The organism is Vibrio intestinalis (genome assembly GCF_025195085.2).
GTDB classification, from domain to species: domain Bacteria; phylum Pseudomonadota; class Gammaproteobacteria; order Enterobacterales; family Vibrionaceae; genus Vibrio; species Vibrio intestinalis.
The window spans coordinates 353,900-369,782 of record NZ_JANAVY020000002.1 but is presented as its reverse complement, the minus strand read 5'-3'; the positions used below and the strand labels follow the sequence as shown (position 1 = coordinate 369,782).

The 15,883-nt window shown below is 44.7% G+C and carries 18 protein-coding genes; 11 read left to right on the top strand and 7 right to left on the bottom strand.

The annotated features are described in order from the left end of the window. Positions 1 to 9: 9 nt before the first annotated feature. Together MU515_RS06195 and queF are read right to left on the bottom strand one after the other, a co-directional pair. Positions 10 to 2,280 (bottom strand): tetratricopeptide repeat protein, encoded by a 2,271-nt coding sequence (locus MU515_RS06195; protein WP_260259558.1) that lies wholly within the window; start codon positions 2,278 to 2,280, stop codon positions 10 to 12. Between the two features lie 14 nt (positions 2,281 to 2,294). Next, positions 2,295 to 3,140 (bottom strand): NADPH-dependent 7-cyano-7-deazaguanine reductase QueF, encoded by an 846-nt coding sequence (gene queF / locus MU515_RS06190; protein WP_260259557.1) that lies wholly within the window; start codon positions 3,138 to 3,140, stop codon positions 2,295 to 2,297. 119 nt (positions 3,141 to 3,259) lie between these two features. Here queF and syd point away from each other — a divergent pair, with 119 nt between their 5' ends. Together syd and MU515_RS06180 are read left to right on the top strand one after the other, a co-directional pair. Then, a complete protein-coding gene (gene syd / locus MU515_RS06185; RefSeq protein ID WP_260259556.1) occupies positions 3,260 to 3,805 on the top strand; it encodes a SecY-interacting protein in 546 nt (181 codons plus the stop codon). Between the two features lie 2 nt (positions 3,806 to 3,807). Then, the gene (locus tag MU515_RS06180) at positions 3,808 to 4,584 is read left to right on the top strand and encodes a Zn-ribbon-containing protein (RefSeq protein WP_260259554.1); all 777 of its coding nucleotides are present in this window, start codon (positions 3,808 to 3,810) and stop codon (positions 4,582 to 4,584) included. Between the two features lie 110 nt (positions 4,585 to 4,694). On the opposite strand, the gene MU515_RS06175 is transcribed toward MU515_RS06180, so the two are convergent. The 4 genes from MU515_RS06175 to MU515_RS06160 form a co-directional block, all read right to left on the bottom strand. Further along, positions 4,695 to 4,862: a DUF2897 family protein gene (locus tag MU515_RS06175; protein WP_260259612.1), complete on the bottom strand. Its 168-nt coding sequence runs from the start codon at positions 4,860 to 4,862 to the stop codon at positions 4,695 to 4,697. Continuing rightward, positions 4,862 to 5,548: a M15 family metallopeptidase gene (locus MU515_RS06170; RefSeq protein ID WP_260259553.1), complete on the bottom strand. Its 687-nt coding sequence runs from the start codon at positions 5,546 to 5,548 to the stop codon at positions 4,862 to 4,864. Before MU515_RS06170 ends, MU515_RS06175 begins: the two co-directional genes overlap by 1 nt. Next, positions 5,545 to 6,678 (bottom strand): succinyl-diaminopimelate desuccinylase, encoded by a 1,134-nt coding sequence (gene dapE, locus MU515_RS06165; RefSeq protein WP_260259552.1) that lies wholly within the window; start codon positions 6,676 to 6,678, stop codon positions 5,545 to 5,547. Before dapE ends, MU515_RS06170 begins: the two co-directional genes overlap by 4 nt. Positions 6,679 to 6,765: 87 nt before the next feature. Continuing rightward, on the bottom strand, positions 6,766 to 7,113 hold the full coding sequence (locus MU515_RS06160) for an ArsC family reductase (protein WP_260259551.1): 348 nt from the start codon (positions 7,111 to 7,113) through the stop codon (positions 6,766 to 6,768). Between the two features lie 373 nt (positions 7,114 to 7,486). On the opposite strand from MU515_RS06160, the gene MU515_RS06155 reads away from it, so the two are divergent. The 4 genes from MU515_RS06155 to MU515_RS06140 all read left to right on the top strand — a co-directional run bounded on the left by MU515_RS06155 (position 7,487) and on the right by MU515_RS06140 (position 10,586). Then, complete coding sequence (locus MU515_RS06155) at positions 7,487 to 8,494, top strand: hypothetical protein (RefSeq protein WP_260259549.1); 1,008 nt, start codon at positions 7,487 to 7,489, stop codon at positions 8,492 to 8,494. Between the two features lie 40 nt (positions 8,495 to 8,534). After that, on the top strand, positions 8,535 to 8,924 hold the full coding sequence (locus MU515_RS06150) for a hypothetical protein (protein ID WP_260259548.1): 390 nt from the start codon (positions 8,535 to 8,537) through the stop codon (positions 8,922 to 8,924). Beyond that, positions 8,924 to 9,877: a glycine zipper domain-containing protein gene (locus MU515_RS06145; RefSeq protein ID WP_260259546.1), complete on the top strand. Its 954-nt coding sequence runs from the start codon at positions 8,924 to 8,926 to the stop codon at positions 9,875 to 9,877. Before MU515_RS06150 ends, MU515_RS06145 begins: the two co-directional genes overlap by 1 nt. A 421-nt stretch (positions 9,878 to 10,298) precedes the next feature. Next, complete coding sequence (locus tag MU515_RS06140) at positions 10,299 to 10,586, top strand: winged helix-turn-helix domain-containing protein (RefSeq protein WP_260259544.1); 288 nt, start codon at positions 10,299 to 10,301, stop codon at positions 10,584 to 10,586. 68 nt (positions 10,587 to 10,654) lie between these two features. Here MU515_RS06140 and MU515_RS06135 read toward each other — a convergent pair whose 3' ends face one another. Beyond that, entirely contained in the window at positions 10,655 to 10,999 is a 345-nt protein-coding gene (locus MU515_RS06135) for a DUF2956 domain-containing protein (RefSeq protein ID WP_260259543.1), read from the bottom strand. 143 nt (positions 11,000 to 11,142) lie between these two features. On the opposite strand from MU515_RS06135, the gene MU515_RS06130 reads away from it, so the two are divergent. The 5 genes from MU515_RS06130 (at position 11,143) to MU515_RS06110 (ending at position 15,856) form a co-directional block, all read left to right on the top strand. Further along, the gene (locus MU515_RS06130; protein ID WP_260259542.1) at positions 11,143 to 11,655 is read left to right on the top strand and encodes a DsbE family thiol:disulfide interchange protein; all 513 of its coding nucleotides are present in this window, start codon (positions 11,143 to 11,145) and stop codon (positions 11,653 to 11,655) included. 64 nt (positions 11,656 to 11,719) lie between these two features. Continuing rightward, the gene (locus MU515_RS06125; RefSeq protein WP_260259541.1) at positions 11,720 to 12,178 is read left to right on the top strand and encodes a DUF2919 domain-containing protein; all 459 of its coding nucleotides are present in this window, start codon (positions 11,720 to 11,722) and stop codon (positions 12,176 to 12,178) included. Between the two features lie 124 nt (positions 12,179 to 12,302). Then, complete coding sequence (locus MU515_RS06120) at positions 12,303 to 13,205, top strand: Dyp-type peroxidase (RefSeq protein ID WP_260259539.1); 903 nt, start codon at positions 12,303 to 12,305, stop codon at positions 13,203 to 13,205. Between the two features lie 132 nt (positions 13,206 to 13,337). Further along, positions 13,338 to 14,471, top strand: coding sequence for a flagellin (locus MU515_RS06115; protein ID WP_260259537.1), 1,134 nt, complete (start codon positions 13,338 to 13,340; stop codon positions 14,469 to 14,471). A gap of 251 nt (positions 14,472 to 14,722) precedes the next feature. Then, positions 14,723 to 15,856 carry a flagellin gene (locus tag MU515_RS06110; protein ID WP_260259536.1) on the top strand — a complete coding sequence of 378 codons (1,134 nt, stop codon included), beginning with the start codon at positions 14,723 to 14,725 and terminating at the stop codon, positions 15,854 to 15,856. Positions 15,857 to 15,883 lie beyond the last annotated feature (27 nt).

The window sequence follows — 15,883 nt, the reverse complement described above, 5'->3', positions numbered from 1 at the left end:
GGTTGGCTTTTAGACATCTTTTAATAGTTTTTTGATGCTGTCCTCATTATTGTACGAAGAATGCACTTTTATTAGACCTTGGCTTATGGCGTGTTTGCATGCTTTGCGCACATTGCCTGTCGCGAGACTTGCCGCTGGCGCGTTGTCGATAGCTTTTAAGTAGACCCACTGGCTGCTGGATTCTTTCAAGCTTAAAGTACGTGCTGTGCCTGTGGCCATAAGCAGAATATCGAGCAGCTGTTTGTCGTTTAGTGCGGTATACGCACGAGGTAGGAATGGGTAATCGACCATGCCAACGCGAATCACTCGATTGAGTTGTTGACGCGGTTTGAAGTCAATGATCCATTGTTGCAGTTTATCCACCAGCGCTTGCGGGTCGTTATCTCGGTCGCTATTTGGCTCAATATAGAGCAAGTTAGCGTCGGAAAAGTGATAAACACGCGCAGGAGAGGTGATCTTTTCTTTGAGGTATTCGCCAAACTCTTTTTCGAGTTTTAAACCTTCACTGTACCCATGCTGCATGTGCAGATTGCGTAGGAAAGGCACGTCAATCATCACGAAACGTAGGCGATCATTGAGTGGCTCATGAATTAGTTCACCCACGTGCCATTTTTCAAATTGGCCGTTTGTGGCTTCTAGTGAAGCAGGCAATTTAGCGTTTAACATACGTAGATTACGTAGGCCAGAGCGAGAGTGGGTAAATAGGTTTTGGTTGAGCTTGTCTATCTCTTCATTTTGCACACGCATGATATGACCACGGCGTAGCGCAAAGATAAGCAGTACCAAGCTGCTGACAAACATGGCAAAGGAGATCTTTTGGAATTTGCGGTATTCCGATTTGGTTTGTACGAGCTCTTCTTTTTGCCCAACTAAATGCAGCGTCTGCTCGACAAATTCTTTTTGCTGACGGAAGGCATCCTCACTAATCAAGTCAAGTTGCTGCTGCTCAATGTTAGACAGCGCGTTGTACTGGCGTAGATATTCCAGTGCCTGCTTGTACTCTTTTTTCAGTGTATAACCGCGATGGATCAGCTGATAAGCGCTTTTCTGGATTGAAATATCGTGTAGCTGATTAGCGATTTTGAGTGCTTGATAGGAGCGCTCTAATACTTCATCTGCCTCACGTTGGTGAGAAGCTAAGCCTGCTTCCAATAAATATGCGTAGGCTTGGAGTTTTGGCTCATCAACGTATTGCAGTAGATCTTGAGCTTTATCGAGGTATTGCTCGGTCAATGGGAAGTTGACGAGTTTTAAGTAGGTCGCGGCCAGTGAGATACGAATGTCGATCACGTTGGTGATGTTGTTTTGCATTCGCTCATGGTCCATTGCATTGAAGTAATGAACCAGCGCTAAGTTGTACTTGCCTTGATGGTAATAGATATCGCCCATCAGTTTTAAGATAGGTGGCAGCAGCGGCGAGTTTTCATAATTGTCGTAAAAATCGGCGGCCTGCGATAAGTGCTCGTTCGCTTTATCCAATACACGGCGGTTGTAGAACAGCTCACCGAGTAGATGGTTGGTTTGCGCAAGCAGTGCGCCCGAGTCTTCTTCAATCGCTTTCCAGTAGCTGATTAAGAACTCCGACAGTGCGCGGTTGTACTTCTTGTGCGCAAGTAAGTGTTTACCTACTGTTGTGTGGTAGGTAATAAAGGTATACGCCGATTTCTGTTTGTCGACATAAGGCTTGAGCTCAGCAAATAGGTTGTTGGCAATATCAAATTCACCTTCTTTTGAGGCGATTTCAGCTTTTAGCATCGACAGTTGGTAGCGCAGCCCTTTGGCTAGCTGCTCAGGGTTTTTGATATTCTTATATTGCTCATCGACCTTGTGCAATTGTTCGCGCGCTTTAATGGCATTACCAGTGTGTTTCCATTCTAATCGGATCTGGTGCAGTTGCACATCCAACCCTAAATAAGGCAATTGGTAGGCTTCGGTCAGCGCACGAGCTTCAGCAAGATGCTTCAACGCTAGTAGGGGATTACCCAAATTAAACTCGGCGTCTGCAAGAATCTTTAACGCATCAATCGTTGCACCCGGCGTGCGGGTGCGGTTATCCGCTTCATCACGAGAAATGGAAGAAGGGCTCTTTTCGGTCGTTTCAGTGAGTTTACGCTGGGCAAGATAATCCATCGCTAGACGACGGGACTTCTTAGGTACGATGTCGACTAAGCTATTGGCTTCGTTAAGTGTTGGCGAGGTATAGATTGCGGACGCCCAAAGGTTTCCAGACAATACTAAAGCAAATAAACAGAGCCAACGCTCCCAGCGCAGATTTCGCATCCTAATATTTTTCCTTACTGACGAGCCATGCGTTGATTGTGATTTGGTTGAGTAAACTCGGTTGAGCGGAATGGGTTAATATCTAAGCCACCGCGACGAGTATAACGAGCGTAAACCGTCAACTTTTCAGGCTGACAGTATTTCATAATATCAGTAAAAATGCGCTCTACACATTGCTCATGAAACTCGTTGTGCTCACGGAATGAAATAATGTAGCGAAGCAGAGCTTCACGATCGATTTGTTTACCTTGATATTGAATCTCGACGCTGCCCCAATCCGGTTGGTTGGTGATAAGGCAGTTTGATTTCAGTAGGTGGCTGTGAAGCGCTTCTTCTACCTCGTTATCTAACGTTGCACCTTGCAGCAGAGTGTCGTCGAAGTCATAGCTAGTAATTTCAATATCTTGCTCATCGATGCAGTCACCTTGCATGGTAACAACCAGCGTATCGGTGTAATCCGTCACAGGGCGGATAGTGACTTCAACTGCTTCACCCGCGCATTGAGATAGGTCTTTCGTTAGTGAGCTTTCTACATCTTCCCAGCTAGCAAAGCGAGTTTGATTGTAGCTGTTTAGGTAAAGTTTGAATGACTTAGACTCAATCAGGTTTGCACTGGTCGCAGGGATAGAAACCTCACCCACAGCAACTTGTGGTAAGCCTTTGTTGTTTAGCCATGACAGTTCGTACATTGTCCAAACATCGCAGCCTTTAAATGGCAGCGAGTCACCTAGGTTTAGGTCGTCACGATTCAAGCTACGCGGTACTGGTTGAAGTAGGCTAGGGTCGTATTGGTTCGAGTATTCCGTTTTTTGACCAAGCGTCAGGCCGGCCAATTCTTTTGCGTCAGAATATTTGCTCATTATTTGTAGTAATTTGGATTAGAATACCGAGAATTTTACGCAATCTCGACCTGAGTGTCATTAACTCATGGCGAAACAGATTGAGCGAATGTCCTGAATTACAACGATTGGAGAATCGAATGGCTGACCATGTCCAGCAAGCGCTAACTGCTTTTAGTGAAAAGTACCAACAAGCTTATCAAGAAGCTCATGGCACACTGCCTTTGAGTGAAGAGCTTGCCGACCTTGTTTCGCCTTGTGTTGAACAAAAGCGTGCTGATGGTGTGGAATGGAAAGCATTTGCTAGAGAGCAACAAGCAGACTTCTCTAATGTCGAGCAAGGCATTGAGCTAACGCTACATGATGACATTAAAGCTTTTTATGGTTCTCAATACAGTGCAGACATGAGTGCAACATGGAACGGTAATGAGCTGGATTTGCTGCAAGTGTGGAGTGACGATGACTTTGTTCGTCTACAAGAGAACATTCTTGGCCATCTCGTGACTCAGCGCCGCCTAAAACTCAAGCCAACGGTATTTATTGGTGCGACCGATGCCGAGCTAGATGTGATTTCAATTTGTAATATTACCGGTAATGTCGTTCTTGAGCGCTTAGGTACAGATAAGCGTGATGTGCTGGCTGAGAATGTTGCAGAGTTTCTTACTAACCTAGAACCAGTGGTGTAATTGTGTACGTTGTTGAATTGCAATTTGAATGTTTTGATAACACCACAGTTTCAGCGGTCGATAAGGCCATCAATGGCTTAATGGATGCGCTTCGTTACAACGGCCAAGTGCTTGGGCGAGAGTTCCCGATCATCATGGGTGACGGTGAGTTTTATGTGCGAGCCGTATGCCCAGAGCAAGACAGTTTGCATCCAAACTACCATTCTGATTTTGTGAAGGTATGCCTAAATCGCTTAGCGGATGCCTCACTTCTGGCACCAAAAGTGCGATTACTCGGCCGCGATTTAAACTCAGAGCAAGCGGCGGAAGAAGAGCAGCCAAGCTGGCAAGTACTTTACACTACCTATGTACACACTTGTTCACCATTGCGTAGTGGTGAATCCTTACTGCCGATTCCACTGTATCGCAACCCGCCAACGCTTAATGGCGATCATAAAGCCGTGGTGAAATGGCAAACGGAATGGCAAGCCTGTGATGAAATTCAGATGGCAGGCGGCTGCCGAGCTGAACACGCTGCGCTGCATGAGATTTGTGATGCAGATAGTGTGTTGTTCCGCCGAGGTTGGGATTTACGTGGCCGCATTGAGTACATCACTAAAATTCCAACTTATTATTATCAGTATCGAGTTGGCGGTAAGAGCTTAGCGGATGAACAAGCAAGACCGTGCCCCAAATGTGGTGGCGAGTGGTTGTTGGACGAGCCTTTGCATGACATCTTCCACTTTAAGTGCGATGAGTGCCGAATTGTCTCTAATCTATCTTGGGATCATCTCAAGTAACGATTGATTAGAATAAACATGACCAAATAGCAAAGACCCGCAAAATAAAGCGGGTCTTTTTGATCTCGCAAAACACTGCAATTAGCGTGAGCAGTTAAAAGCCAAGCGAGCTACTGAGCATTTTTGTCGTCGGTTTGGTCATCTTCGCTTGAAGGTGGCTGCTTTTTTTTCATTTGGCCAAATTTCATATTGGCGGTGTATTTCAGCGCCATGATATTACCGACAATCACAGATAATACGATGGCGATGATAACCCAAGGGTTTGTGAGTAAGTCCATCATTCCACTCCACTGATGTTAGTAATATATTGATTGTAGATCTTTTCTAGGTGCAGAAGTACCGTTTCTTGTCCCAAAACTGGAGACAACATGAGCTGTTGTCTGAGGGTATCTAGGGTTAGTTGTTGTTGGCACTGGGTTGAAATCGCACGGTGGCTAATATGCCATTGCTCAGGAGCAACACCGCCTTTATCTTGCGCGTATGGAAAGAAGAATCCATGTTGTACGAGGTTATGCTTTAGCCATTGATAGAACTTAGCTTGATGCCCTGTTAAGTATTCCCACGGCTCAAGCTTTAGTTGAGTATTTTGTGGCAAAGAATTGCGATCAAACACGTCAAATTCACACCCCCAGTGATGACGGCTCGCGCCCGGTAGGGCTGACCAACGTAAAATAGCGAACACTTTTTGCTGCTCGCTAAGTGCATCGTATGGGAGTGGCTGGCTATCGCTGTCTAAAATGGCTGTGTTACCTGCCATTTTGTTATTCCAAATCGTCTGTTGACGCTCAAAATCACGAAAGCCACTGGCAATGTTGAGATTAAAGCCCGCCCGAGCCGCACTCTCTTTCAGCGTCAGTAAATCTTGGCTGACTTGCTGATGAACAAGAAAATACTTTTGACCGAACAGCACTTCCACTAAATGGTCTTGGCTTTTGCCTGTCAATTGCTCGGGCGTCATCATCATGCCAATAAGTTCTCCATGATGTTTTGGTACATATCAGTGAGTTTTTCTAGGTCTGCTACGCTGACACATTCATTCACTTTGTGAATCGTCGCATTGATTGGGCCTAGCTCAACCACTTGACCGCCCATTTGAGCAATAAATCGACCATCTGACGTTCCGCCAGTGGTTAGCAGTTCAGGCTCTTTGTGGTTTACATCAGAAACGCCTTTCACTACCGCATCGAGCAAAGCGCCGGTATCCGTTAAGAAAGGTTGACCACTCAGTGTCCATTTTAGGTCGTAATCTAGGCCATGCGCATCAAGGGTTGAGTGCACGCGTCGTTTGATTTCTTCATCTGTTAGCTCGGTACTGAAGCGGAAGTTAAACTGAACTTCAAACTCACCCGGAATAACATTAGATGCCCCCGTTCCAGCCGCTACATTCGGGATCTGGAAACTGGTTGGAGGGAAGTATTCGTTACCTTCATCCCACTTAGTTGCAGCCAGTTCCGCCAATGCGGGTAGGGATTGATGCACTGGGTTATTGGCCAAGTGTGGGTACGCCACATGGCCTTGAGTGCCTTTAACGGTTAGATCACCAGTAATAGAACCACGACGGCCATTCTTAACTACATCCCCCACTGCATGGGTAGATGAAGGTTCACCTACGATACACATATCGATGATTTCGTTACGCGCCATTAAGGTATCCACCACGCGGGTAGTACCATTAATGAATGGGCCTTCTTCATCAGACGTGATCAGGAAAGAGATCGACCCTTTATGATCAGGATGTTCAGCAATAAAGCGTTCTACCGCAACCACCATACACGCGAGTGAACCCTTCATATCGGCAGCGCCTCGGCCATGCAAATGGCCATCGATGACAGTAGGTTCAAAAGGTGGGGTATGCCATTGTTCTAATGGCCCTGCTGGTACTACATCTGTGTGACCTGCAAAGGTGAAAAGTGGGGCTTCGCTGCCACGGCGAGCCCAAAAGTTCGTGGTGTCTTCAAACACCATCACTTCAATTTCAAAACCGAGTGCTTTTAAGCGGTCAATCATTACTTGTTGGCAACCCGCATCTTCAGGGGTTACCGATTGACGGCTAATTAAATCTTTAGCCAGAGCCAATACAGGGCTGTCTGTCATTTTTTAAATCCTTTTATTCCCCTCATACTTAAAATCGCTGCGTGGATGAATACGCCAATTCCAAGTACTTGGGGTTTATTGCTGTTGCTATGCAAAAATAGCGGCGTATTGATCCGCTTTAAATCCAATGTGGTACTGGCCATCGACCAATAAAATCGGGCGCTTGATCATCGCTGGTTGCTCAACCAATAGCTCGATAGCGGTTTCTTGGTTTAGGCCATCTTTTTGCTCTTGGCTTAGCTGGCGATAAGTTGTACCACGCTTGTTAAGAACCAGTTCCCAACCTAGCGCTTGGCAAAACTCACTCACCATCGCGTTATCAACACCTTGCTTACGGTAATCGTGAAACTCAAATTCGACACCTTCTGCTTCAAGCCATTTCTTCGCTTTCTTGATGGTGTCGCAGTTTGGAATGCCATACATAGTGACTTTCATAGTTATCCCTTGAAGTGACTTTTTGTTATTTCTGAATCCTATCAGGAAGTTGAACATGAAACAAAAAGTGTGATGCGTACAGGTTTCATCTCATCGATAAATGAGCAGGGTTATTTATCTTTTAGTTTCTTTCTATTGAGATGGAATACTATAAAAAGTGGAGGATTAAGCGTTAGTATGTCATACTATTAATGTGCGTTGGACGTACCGATTATCGAGTCTGGCAGAAGGTATTGCGATGACTAAAGTAAAGGCAGGTTTTGGGATAGAACCATTTGGTAAGTCACTATTTAGGCACTTGGCGTTCCCCTCGAGTTGACCTAATAGTTGGCTTGCAATTGCCTTTGGGTTTATTGCGATCATTGAGAAAAACATGAAATTACATTTTCCTCTGGCAGGCTTACTACTGCTGAGCTCGGGCTTCGCATTAGCGAATCAAGATAGTTTACCTAACAACCCTCATAAGTTGACCTACGAATCTCCTCAAGTTTGTGTAGAGCTAGGATCGCCGAAAAGCGGTTTTATTAAGAACTTCATTTCTGATGCTGAAAGAGCATTGCGAGTCGCGAAAGATCAAAAGCGCTCTTATAAAAGCAAAGTTACTTACATTGCTAATACGCTAAAAATAAAGCAGAAGTTGCTTTGGTCTAAAAGTGGTGTGCAGCAAGCCCAACAAGAACTTCGCGTAAAGACACAAGAGATCATTGCGAAAAAAGAGCAAGACTTAAAGGTGAAGGCTTTAAATCCAGCTAACCAAGACTATAAGCAAAGAAATGCTTGTGGTGGTTACTACAGCCGCGTTAAAGAGCGAGTGATGTACCACAATGTGGTTGAAGATATTTACACCGTGATGCTTCCCCAAGCTACTGAGCAAGAAAATCTTGCTAAGAAACAACAAGCAAAAGCTCAGGCTGAGGAAAAGGCAAAAGCGGAGAAGGCAGCCAAAGAGCAAGCTTTGCGTGAAGAAAAGCGTCAAGAACAGCAAAGAGTAAAGCAACAAAAGCAGGCGTTGCAACAAGAGAAAACTGCTTTAGTGAGAGAGTTTAATGCTCGCAAGCCTAATAAAGTTCTGGTAACAGTCATTCGTAAAGATGGCAATGGAAACATAGAAGCGTATGCCTCGGAGCATGGTTCGTTTATTTTGCTCGATCCAAAAGGGCAAATTAAGTCAGCAGGCGCAGTTTGGTTAGAGCTTGCAAAGAATCCACTCACGTTTAGCCGCAAAGATGCCAACGGTTTTACGCAAACCATCGAGTCTTACACCATTACAGACAAAGGCTCAAAAGCATTTACTCAATGGTCCAAGTCGGCAGAAGCAAAACGTCTTCTAGAAGATATCGCTGCGTTAGACGCAAAGATAGCTCAACTGTCTCAGAAATAATCTCAGGTTTATAGCAATGTCGTTTATACAGAAAACTACCATGTTTGATACTCAGAGCTTGTTCTCTTCGAATGGTCAAATCATTGGCTCATCAATTCAATCACCGTTTAATTTAGGTACGCACTATTACCAGCCTGGCAGTGCAAGCCCAACCCATCATGAAGTTGAAAACGCATTTGGCACTAATCACTACGACGGTACTGGTCAATATGTAGGGACGACTCGTGAGGATGCATTTGGTAATACACACTTTAATGGTGCTGATGGTAGCCATAGTTTTGTTCAAGAGAATGCCATGGGTGCGAACGTGTTTGAAAATGGCGTTTTGACCAAAACGATTGTTGGTGACTCGACGGATGCTCATGAATTGGCGAGTAATTTTATGAGTGGCGCTGTTGATTTAAGTGATGATTTTGTGGATTTAATCTAATGAATTCAGTGGAAACTTTGCACTCATCCGCATACGTATTGCTGATGGAATTAGTCAAGCATGAATTAGCATGTGAAGAACTTTCTTATACTGGTCTTGCTCGTCTCCATCTCGATGTTATTGAGTATGTAACCTATTACCTGCCTGATGACTATGGTGTGTTGAGTGAAGTGCATAGCCTTTATCCAGACACTGCCTTGCAAGCAACCGAACTGGTATTAACAAATATGCTTTCGCGTAGTGATACACAGGAGTTCATTCGGGAGGTGTCTGATGGTTTCCGTATGGGCTCGAACCCAATCCGTTATTTTACACGTGAAGCACTTAAAGACGTTGAAGATATGCCCGAGTATCTTCAGTTACGCCCAGTAATTAGAACAAGTGCTTTGCCGATTGTTCTCAGTGCCTTGGATGAAATGCATTCACGAGGCGTTGAGATGGAGGCTCTGCTTGAGGCGACGGAAGGGGCGTTCTGTTTTGTTCAAGGTGTTCTTGATTCTAACGGCGATATTACTCAAGCGGTTAAAGAAGACCCAGAGTTGATTGTAGCATGTGAACAAGAGTACCAAACACTTGTGGCCAATAGTTGGGAGTTCGGTGAAGTTGATGGTTCAATCGATACTGGGCTTGCCAAGGCCGGTAAAGTTGCTGGTGGAGTGACGGGTGCAATTGCTGGCGCAAAAGTAGGTGCAGTTGTTGGTTCGGTGATTCCTGTTTTTGGCACTGTAATTGGTGCTGCGGTAGGTGGGGTGGCTGGTAATATGGTCGGAAAATCACTAGGTGAAGAAGTGACGCGCCCTGATCTTAATGACGACAAATCCGTTGAGCGCAACGATGCATTTGAATCTGGTATGAAAGATGCGTCTGAATACGCAAAAGAGACGGTAGAAGAGGCGCTTGATATCGGCAAAGCACTTTCCAAAAAAGCTTCACGCTTCTTTTCTGGTTGGTAATGGTTGATGTTAGCTGCTGCGCTTACTCCCTATATCGTAACCATCGTAATGTGGGGCCAAATTGCTTTTGCCCTAATCATGGGTAATGAGATTGAGTGGTATGACTGGCTCACGGTATCGCTCTGTTCGATGGGTTGTCTAGGACATTTGATTTATATATTTTTCCTTAAATCTCGGTAGTTTGTATGAATGTACGGCCTTATTGATATTCAATAAGGTCGTTTTTCTTTGTGGCTTAGGAAAACGTTAACTATTTGGGTGGAAAATTGATTACTACAACAAAGTAAAAATGTGACGCATATATTTTGATGAGTAAAAAATACCCCTAGTGAGGGGGGTGTAATGGCGACTTATTGATCAAACGCAACAAACAAATCGGCAAAACAGAAATAATGTGCATTGAAGTTTATAGGAGGTATCAATGGAACTGAGTCCTGTTTTTGCGAGACGTTTGTATTTAGCTCTGTTAGTTGAACATTTAGAGAGGCCAAATGTGCCTAAACTGATCGAGCAAACAGGGTGGCCGCGCCGCACGATTCAAGATGTGATTAAGGCGTTACCCGGTATCGGTATTGAGCTTGCTTTTGTTCAAGATGGTCGACGTCATAACGACGGTTATTATCAATTATCAGATTGGGGACCATTCGATAGCCAGTGGGTTGTCGAACGCGAATCTGATATCGCAGCAAGCCTAGGTTTCAAAGCCTAGTTGGTAATACAAGCATTAAGCAAATAAGGCAGCGATTTCGCTGCCTTATTTGTATCTATCATTTGGTTCTATTTGCCGATAAATGTGTAGGTCGCAAAACCTAGCCAGCTTAGCACCAGCAGTATCCATGGTAGCTTAGATGATTGCGTTTCGGTTTGATTCTCGATGTCAGTAGAGTGGTCGGTTGCTACATCCTCAGCTTGGGTTTGCTTTTGGCGCTGCTGTTTTTTCTTCGCTTTATCCGCTTGGCGTGATTTCTCTTTTTGCTGTTTCTTGTAGAGCGCGATGCCTTTTTCAATACCTTGAGCGACCAGTTTAGTTTGTTCTTTGGTTTGGCCTGGCTTTTGCGTGGCTTTCGCAATTTTCATCGCTTCTTGTTGAGTTTGCTCTGATGGGACAACTTTCTGTTTCATTGTAACGTCTTCATTATTCCTGATATTTACCAGTCTACCATGGGCTAGTTTGTTGGTCTGCTTCGCGTTCCTGTAATTGAGATTAGAAATGTAGCTTGAAGGTGCGGTATTACTAAAACTCAGTATTTCAGCAAGAGGCGAGTATGAAAAAAATAGTCTTGGTATTGGTGATGACGGCGATTTTTTCTGCGGTGCTTGTTGTTGGTGTTCGCCATGGTAACTTGGGGCCGCAATTGTCTGCTTCGACGCAGCGGCTTCCCGCTATCGATGTGCGGGAGCTGCTGTCGCCACAAACTCGACCATTACAAGATTTGATTCAACATGATATGCAGCTAGTGAATGTGTGGGCCTCTTGGTGTGGTTACTGCCGGGCGGAGCATGGTTTTATTGAAGAGTTGAACGAGCAAGGCGTGCCAATCATTGGCGTGAATTATCGAGATAAACGCGCGTCGGCGATTCACTTCCTAAATCAAATGGGTAATCCTTTTCAGCACGTGATTTATGACCCTAGAGGAGAGTTGTCTGATCAGCTTTCAGTAACCGTTGTGCCGGTAACGTTCTTAGTTAACAAGCAAGGCGAGATTATTTATAAGCACGTAGGGCAGCTGGATGCAAAGAGCTGGCAAGCTAGATTTGCAGAATACTTTGATGAATGAGTAGCAAGTTAAGCAAATTTGAGTAAAGTAATGGCAGTTTTCCTTTCTACATCGCAGGCGATATATGCGTTACGCCATTGAAGCATATGATAAAAACGGCTTCCTCCAAGCGCCTAAATGGCTCTGGCTTGGCTGGTTACTGTTGGCGAGAGCGTGGATCGTTTTTATTGCCGTAGGAGTCACTCGTACCAGCGGTGATAAAATCCTTAATTATGTCTATCCTGATTACCACATGCTTTATTTAGGGCTTGCTATGGGCGTGCCGAGCATTCTGTTTATGTGGTTAATTGGATTACGATCGCCAGAGCGTCGTTGGGCAGTAAACTTAGTCAAATGGTTAGCCAAACCATTGACCCTAGCAGTAACGATTATTCAGTTAGGGCAAAGTTTGTATCACGTTTATTTGCAGGCTGGCGCGTTCAGTTGGGTAAATGGCATGATCATGTTGGCGCTGTTATGGTTTTCTATCTATCTCTACCGCAGTAAAACGGTCTCTGACTGTTTTAAGTCAAATACCGATTAAACCAGCGTATAAGTAAATTGAGTAAGGCGTTCAAACAACAGTGATGCGCCTGATCATAATCAATATTTAAGCTGAAATAACAATTACACTGAGCAAAAACACAATAACAACTGAGGAGCAAATAATGTCACACCCTCAAACGGCAATTCTTCCTGAAGCGGGACCATTTGCGCAGTACACGCTGCTAAAAATTAAGCAGAATCCACAGCACGTCATTAGCCAACTTCAAGCGCTACCGCAGTTGGTTTCTGAACTTAATGAGCAACAACCAGACGCTAACCTAACGCTTTCAATTGCGTTTACCCATCAATGCTGGGCGACACTGAATCAAGCGATGCCAGCAGAGCTGATGGAGTTTCCTGTTCTGGGTGAAGGCGATGTGGTTGCGCCAAGTACAGACGCAGATGTACTGGTTCACCTGCATTCAAATCGTCATGATTTACACTTTTACACGCTACGCAATCTACTCAGTGAGATTGCGGATGATGTAGAAGTTGTCGATGAAACAGCAGGGTTCCGTTACTTAGATTCACGCGACATGACTATGTTTGTCGATGGTACGGAAAACCCGAAAGATGCCGCGCGTGAAGAAGTGGCGATTATTCCTGAAGGTGAGTTCGTTGGTGGTTCTTATGTGATGGTGCAGCGTTTTATTCATAACCTGCCAGCATGGAATCGCCTGAACATTTCAGCGCAAGAGAAAGTGATTGGTCGTACTAAGCCAGATTCTATTGAACTAGATGATGTACCTGCTCAATCTCACGTAGGTCGTGTAGATATTAAAGAAGAAGGTAAAGGGTTGAAGATTGTCCGCCACAGTTTGCCATACGGCAGCGCAAGTGGTGAGCACGGCCTGCTGTTTATTGCTTACTGTAATACGCTGCATAACATCAAAACCATGCTAGAAAGCATGTATGGTGAAACCGATGGTAAAACGGACCAAATGCTTCGTTTTACTCACGCAGTAACGGGCGCATACTTCTTTGCGCCGAGCAGTGAGATGCTACAAGCTCTTGCTGTGAAATAACCGATTGCACACAGTGTAAATGAAGAAGCCGAGCCATAGTGCTCGGCTTTGTCGTTTAGTGGGTAATTTAAACTAAAGAAATCGAGCGCTTGCCGATACAGAGAGTAATCCCTAATAGAGTTGTATTCATTCATGACGATTACTGTTAATACCAACGTTTCTGCAATGACCGCGCAGCGCCACTTGAGCAATGCGACAGAGTTGTTGAACCAATCCTTGGAGAGGCTTTCTTCAGGGAGTCGTATTAATAGTGCCAAAGATGATGCCGCGGGCTTACAAATCTCAAACCGTTTAGAAACTCAAATGAGTGGCCTAGACGTTGCGATGCGTAATGCCAATGATGGTATTTCTATCATGCAAACGGCAGAAGGGGCGATGAATGAGTCGACCAATATCTTGCAGCGTATGCGTGATCTTTCTTTGCAGTCGGCCAACGGAGCAAATAGCTCAGCAGAGCGTCAAGCGTTACAAGAAGAAATGAGCGCTTTGAATGATGAATTGAATAGAATCGCTGAAACGACCTCTTTTGGTGGTCGAAAATTGCTCAATGGTTCGTTCGAAAATTCAGCATTTCAGATTGGTGCAAGTTCAGGTGAAGCCGTTCAACTGACGCTTAAAAACATGCGTACTGATGATATCGCCATGGGGGGCTTTAGTTATATCGCCAATGCCAAAGCAGATTCTACGTGGCAAGTTTCGTCAGGTCAGCAGCAATTGGATATGACGTATACCGACGCCAAAGGTGTGCAACAGACGATTAATATCGAAGCCAAAGTGGGTGACGATATCGAAGAGTTAGCCACTTACATTAATGGCCAAACGGATAAGATATCTGCCTCGGTCAATGAAGATGGTCAATTGCAAATCTTTATGGCGGGTAAGGAAACATCAGGCACGATCAGTTTTTCTGGCTCGTTGGCAAACCAGCTTCAGCTTAATACAGCGGGTTATGAAGCCGTTGATAATATTGATATAACTAGTGCTGGTGGCGCGCAAAGAGCCGTTGCGGTGCTCGATACTGCAATGCAATATGTTGATAGCCACCGTGCCGAGCTGGGTGCTATGCAGAACCGCTTTGGCCATGCAATTAATAATCTCAGCAATATTAATGAGAATTTAGCAGCGTCAAACAGCCGCATTAAAGATACAGACTACGCAAAAGAAACTACGCAGATGATTAAGCAACAAATTCTGCAACAGGTCAGTACATCAATATTGGCGCAGGCCAAACAGGCACCAAACTTAGCTTTGACTTTATTAGGCTAGAGATTAATTCTCAAAAAAGAGAATGGTATCGACTGGGTTGATAAAAGCTTTAGCTAAAAATTGCACTTTGTATGGTTTTTATCCGTTTCGTCACACCTTTCTCGCCAAACTAAATTTTTTAGAAAAAAACTTAAAAAAATCCTAAAGGTTTTCTCAGCCGTGTCGTTAAAGATAGTAACTTTGAGAGAACTACTTGGTTTTCCGAGACGTCGGAAACCGGAAACATCGGAAAATCAATTGGAGAAATCACCATGGCAGTGAATGTAAATACTAACGTTTCAGCAATGACAGCTCAGCGTTACCTAAATCAAGCGACAAACTCACAACAAACTTCAATGGAGCGTTTGTCTTCAGGTTCGAAAATCAACAGCGCAAAAGATGACGCAGCTGGTCTTCAAATCTCTAACCGTCTAAACGTTCAAAGCCGCGGCCTAGACGTAGCAGTACGTAACGCGAACGATGGTATCTCTATCGCTCAAACTGCTGAAGGTGCGATGAACGAGACAACAAACATCCTGCAACGTATGCGTGACTTGTCTCTACAATCTTCAAACGGCTCTAACTCAAAATCTGAGCGTGTTGCGATTCAAGAAGAAGTAACAGCACTGAACGACGAGTTAAACCGTATCGCTGAAACGACTTCTTTCGGTGGTAACAAACTACTAAACGGTACGTTCGAAACTAAATCTATGCAGATTGGTGCGGACAACGGTGAAGCAGTAATGCTTACACTAAACGACATGCGCAGTGACAATGCTGGCATGGGTGGTTCAAGCTACGCAGCAGCGAATGCTAAAGATTCTAGCTGGACTGTTGCAGCTGGTACTCAAAACATCACGATGGCATTTAACGATGCATCTGGTACAGCGCAAAGCATCTCTATCGACGCGAAAGAAGGCGACGATATCGAAGAAGTTGCAACCTACATCAACGGTCAACAAGATTTCGTTAAAGCATCAGTAAACGAAGAAGGTAAGCTTCAACTGTTCGCTGGTCAAAACAAAGTTGACGGTGCGGTAACACTATCTGGTGCACTATCTACTGACCTAGGTATGGCTGCGGCGGGCGATAAAACTGTAGACACTATCGACGTAACATCAGTTGGTGGTTCTCAAGAAGCGGTAGCGGTTGTCGACGCAGCACTACAATACGTAGATAGCCACCGTGCTGAGCTAGGTGCTTTCCAAAACCGTTTCGAGCATGCAATCAACAACCTTGATAACATCAACGAAAACGTGAACGCATCTAAGAGCCGTATCAAAGATACTGACTTCGCGAAAGAAACAACTGCACTAACTAAGTCGCAAATTCTTTCTCAAGCTTCAAGCTCTATCTTGGCTCAAGCGAAGCAAGCGCCAAACTCTGCACTAAGCCTGCTAGGCTAATCAGAGCACCAAATATAAAAATCCAGC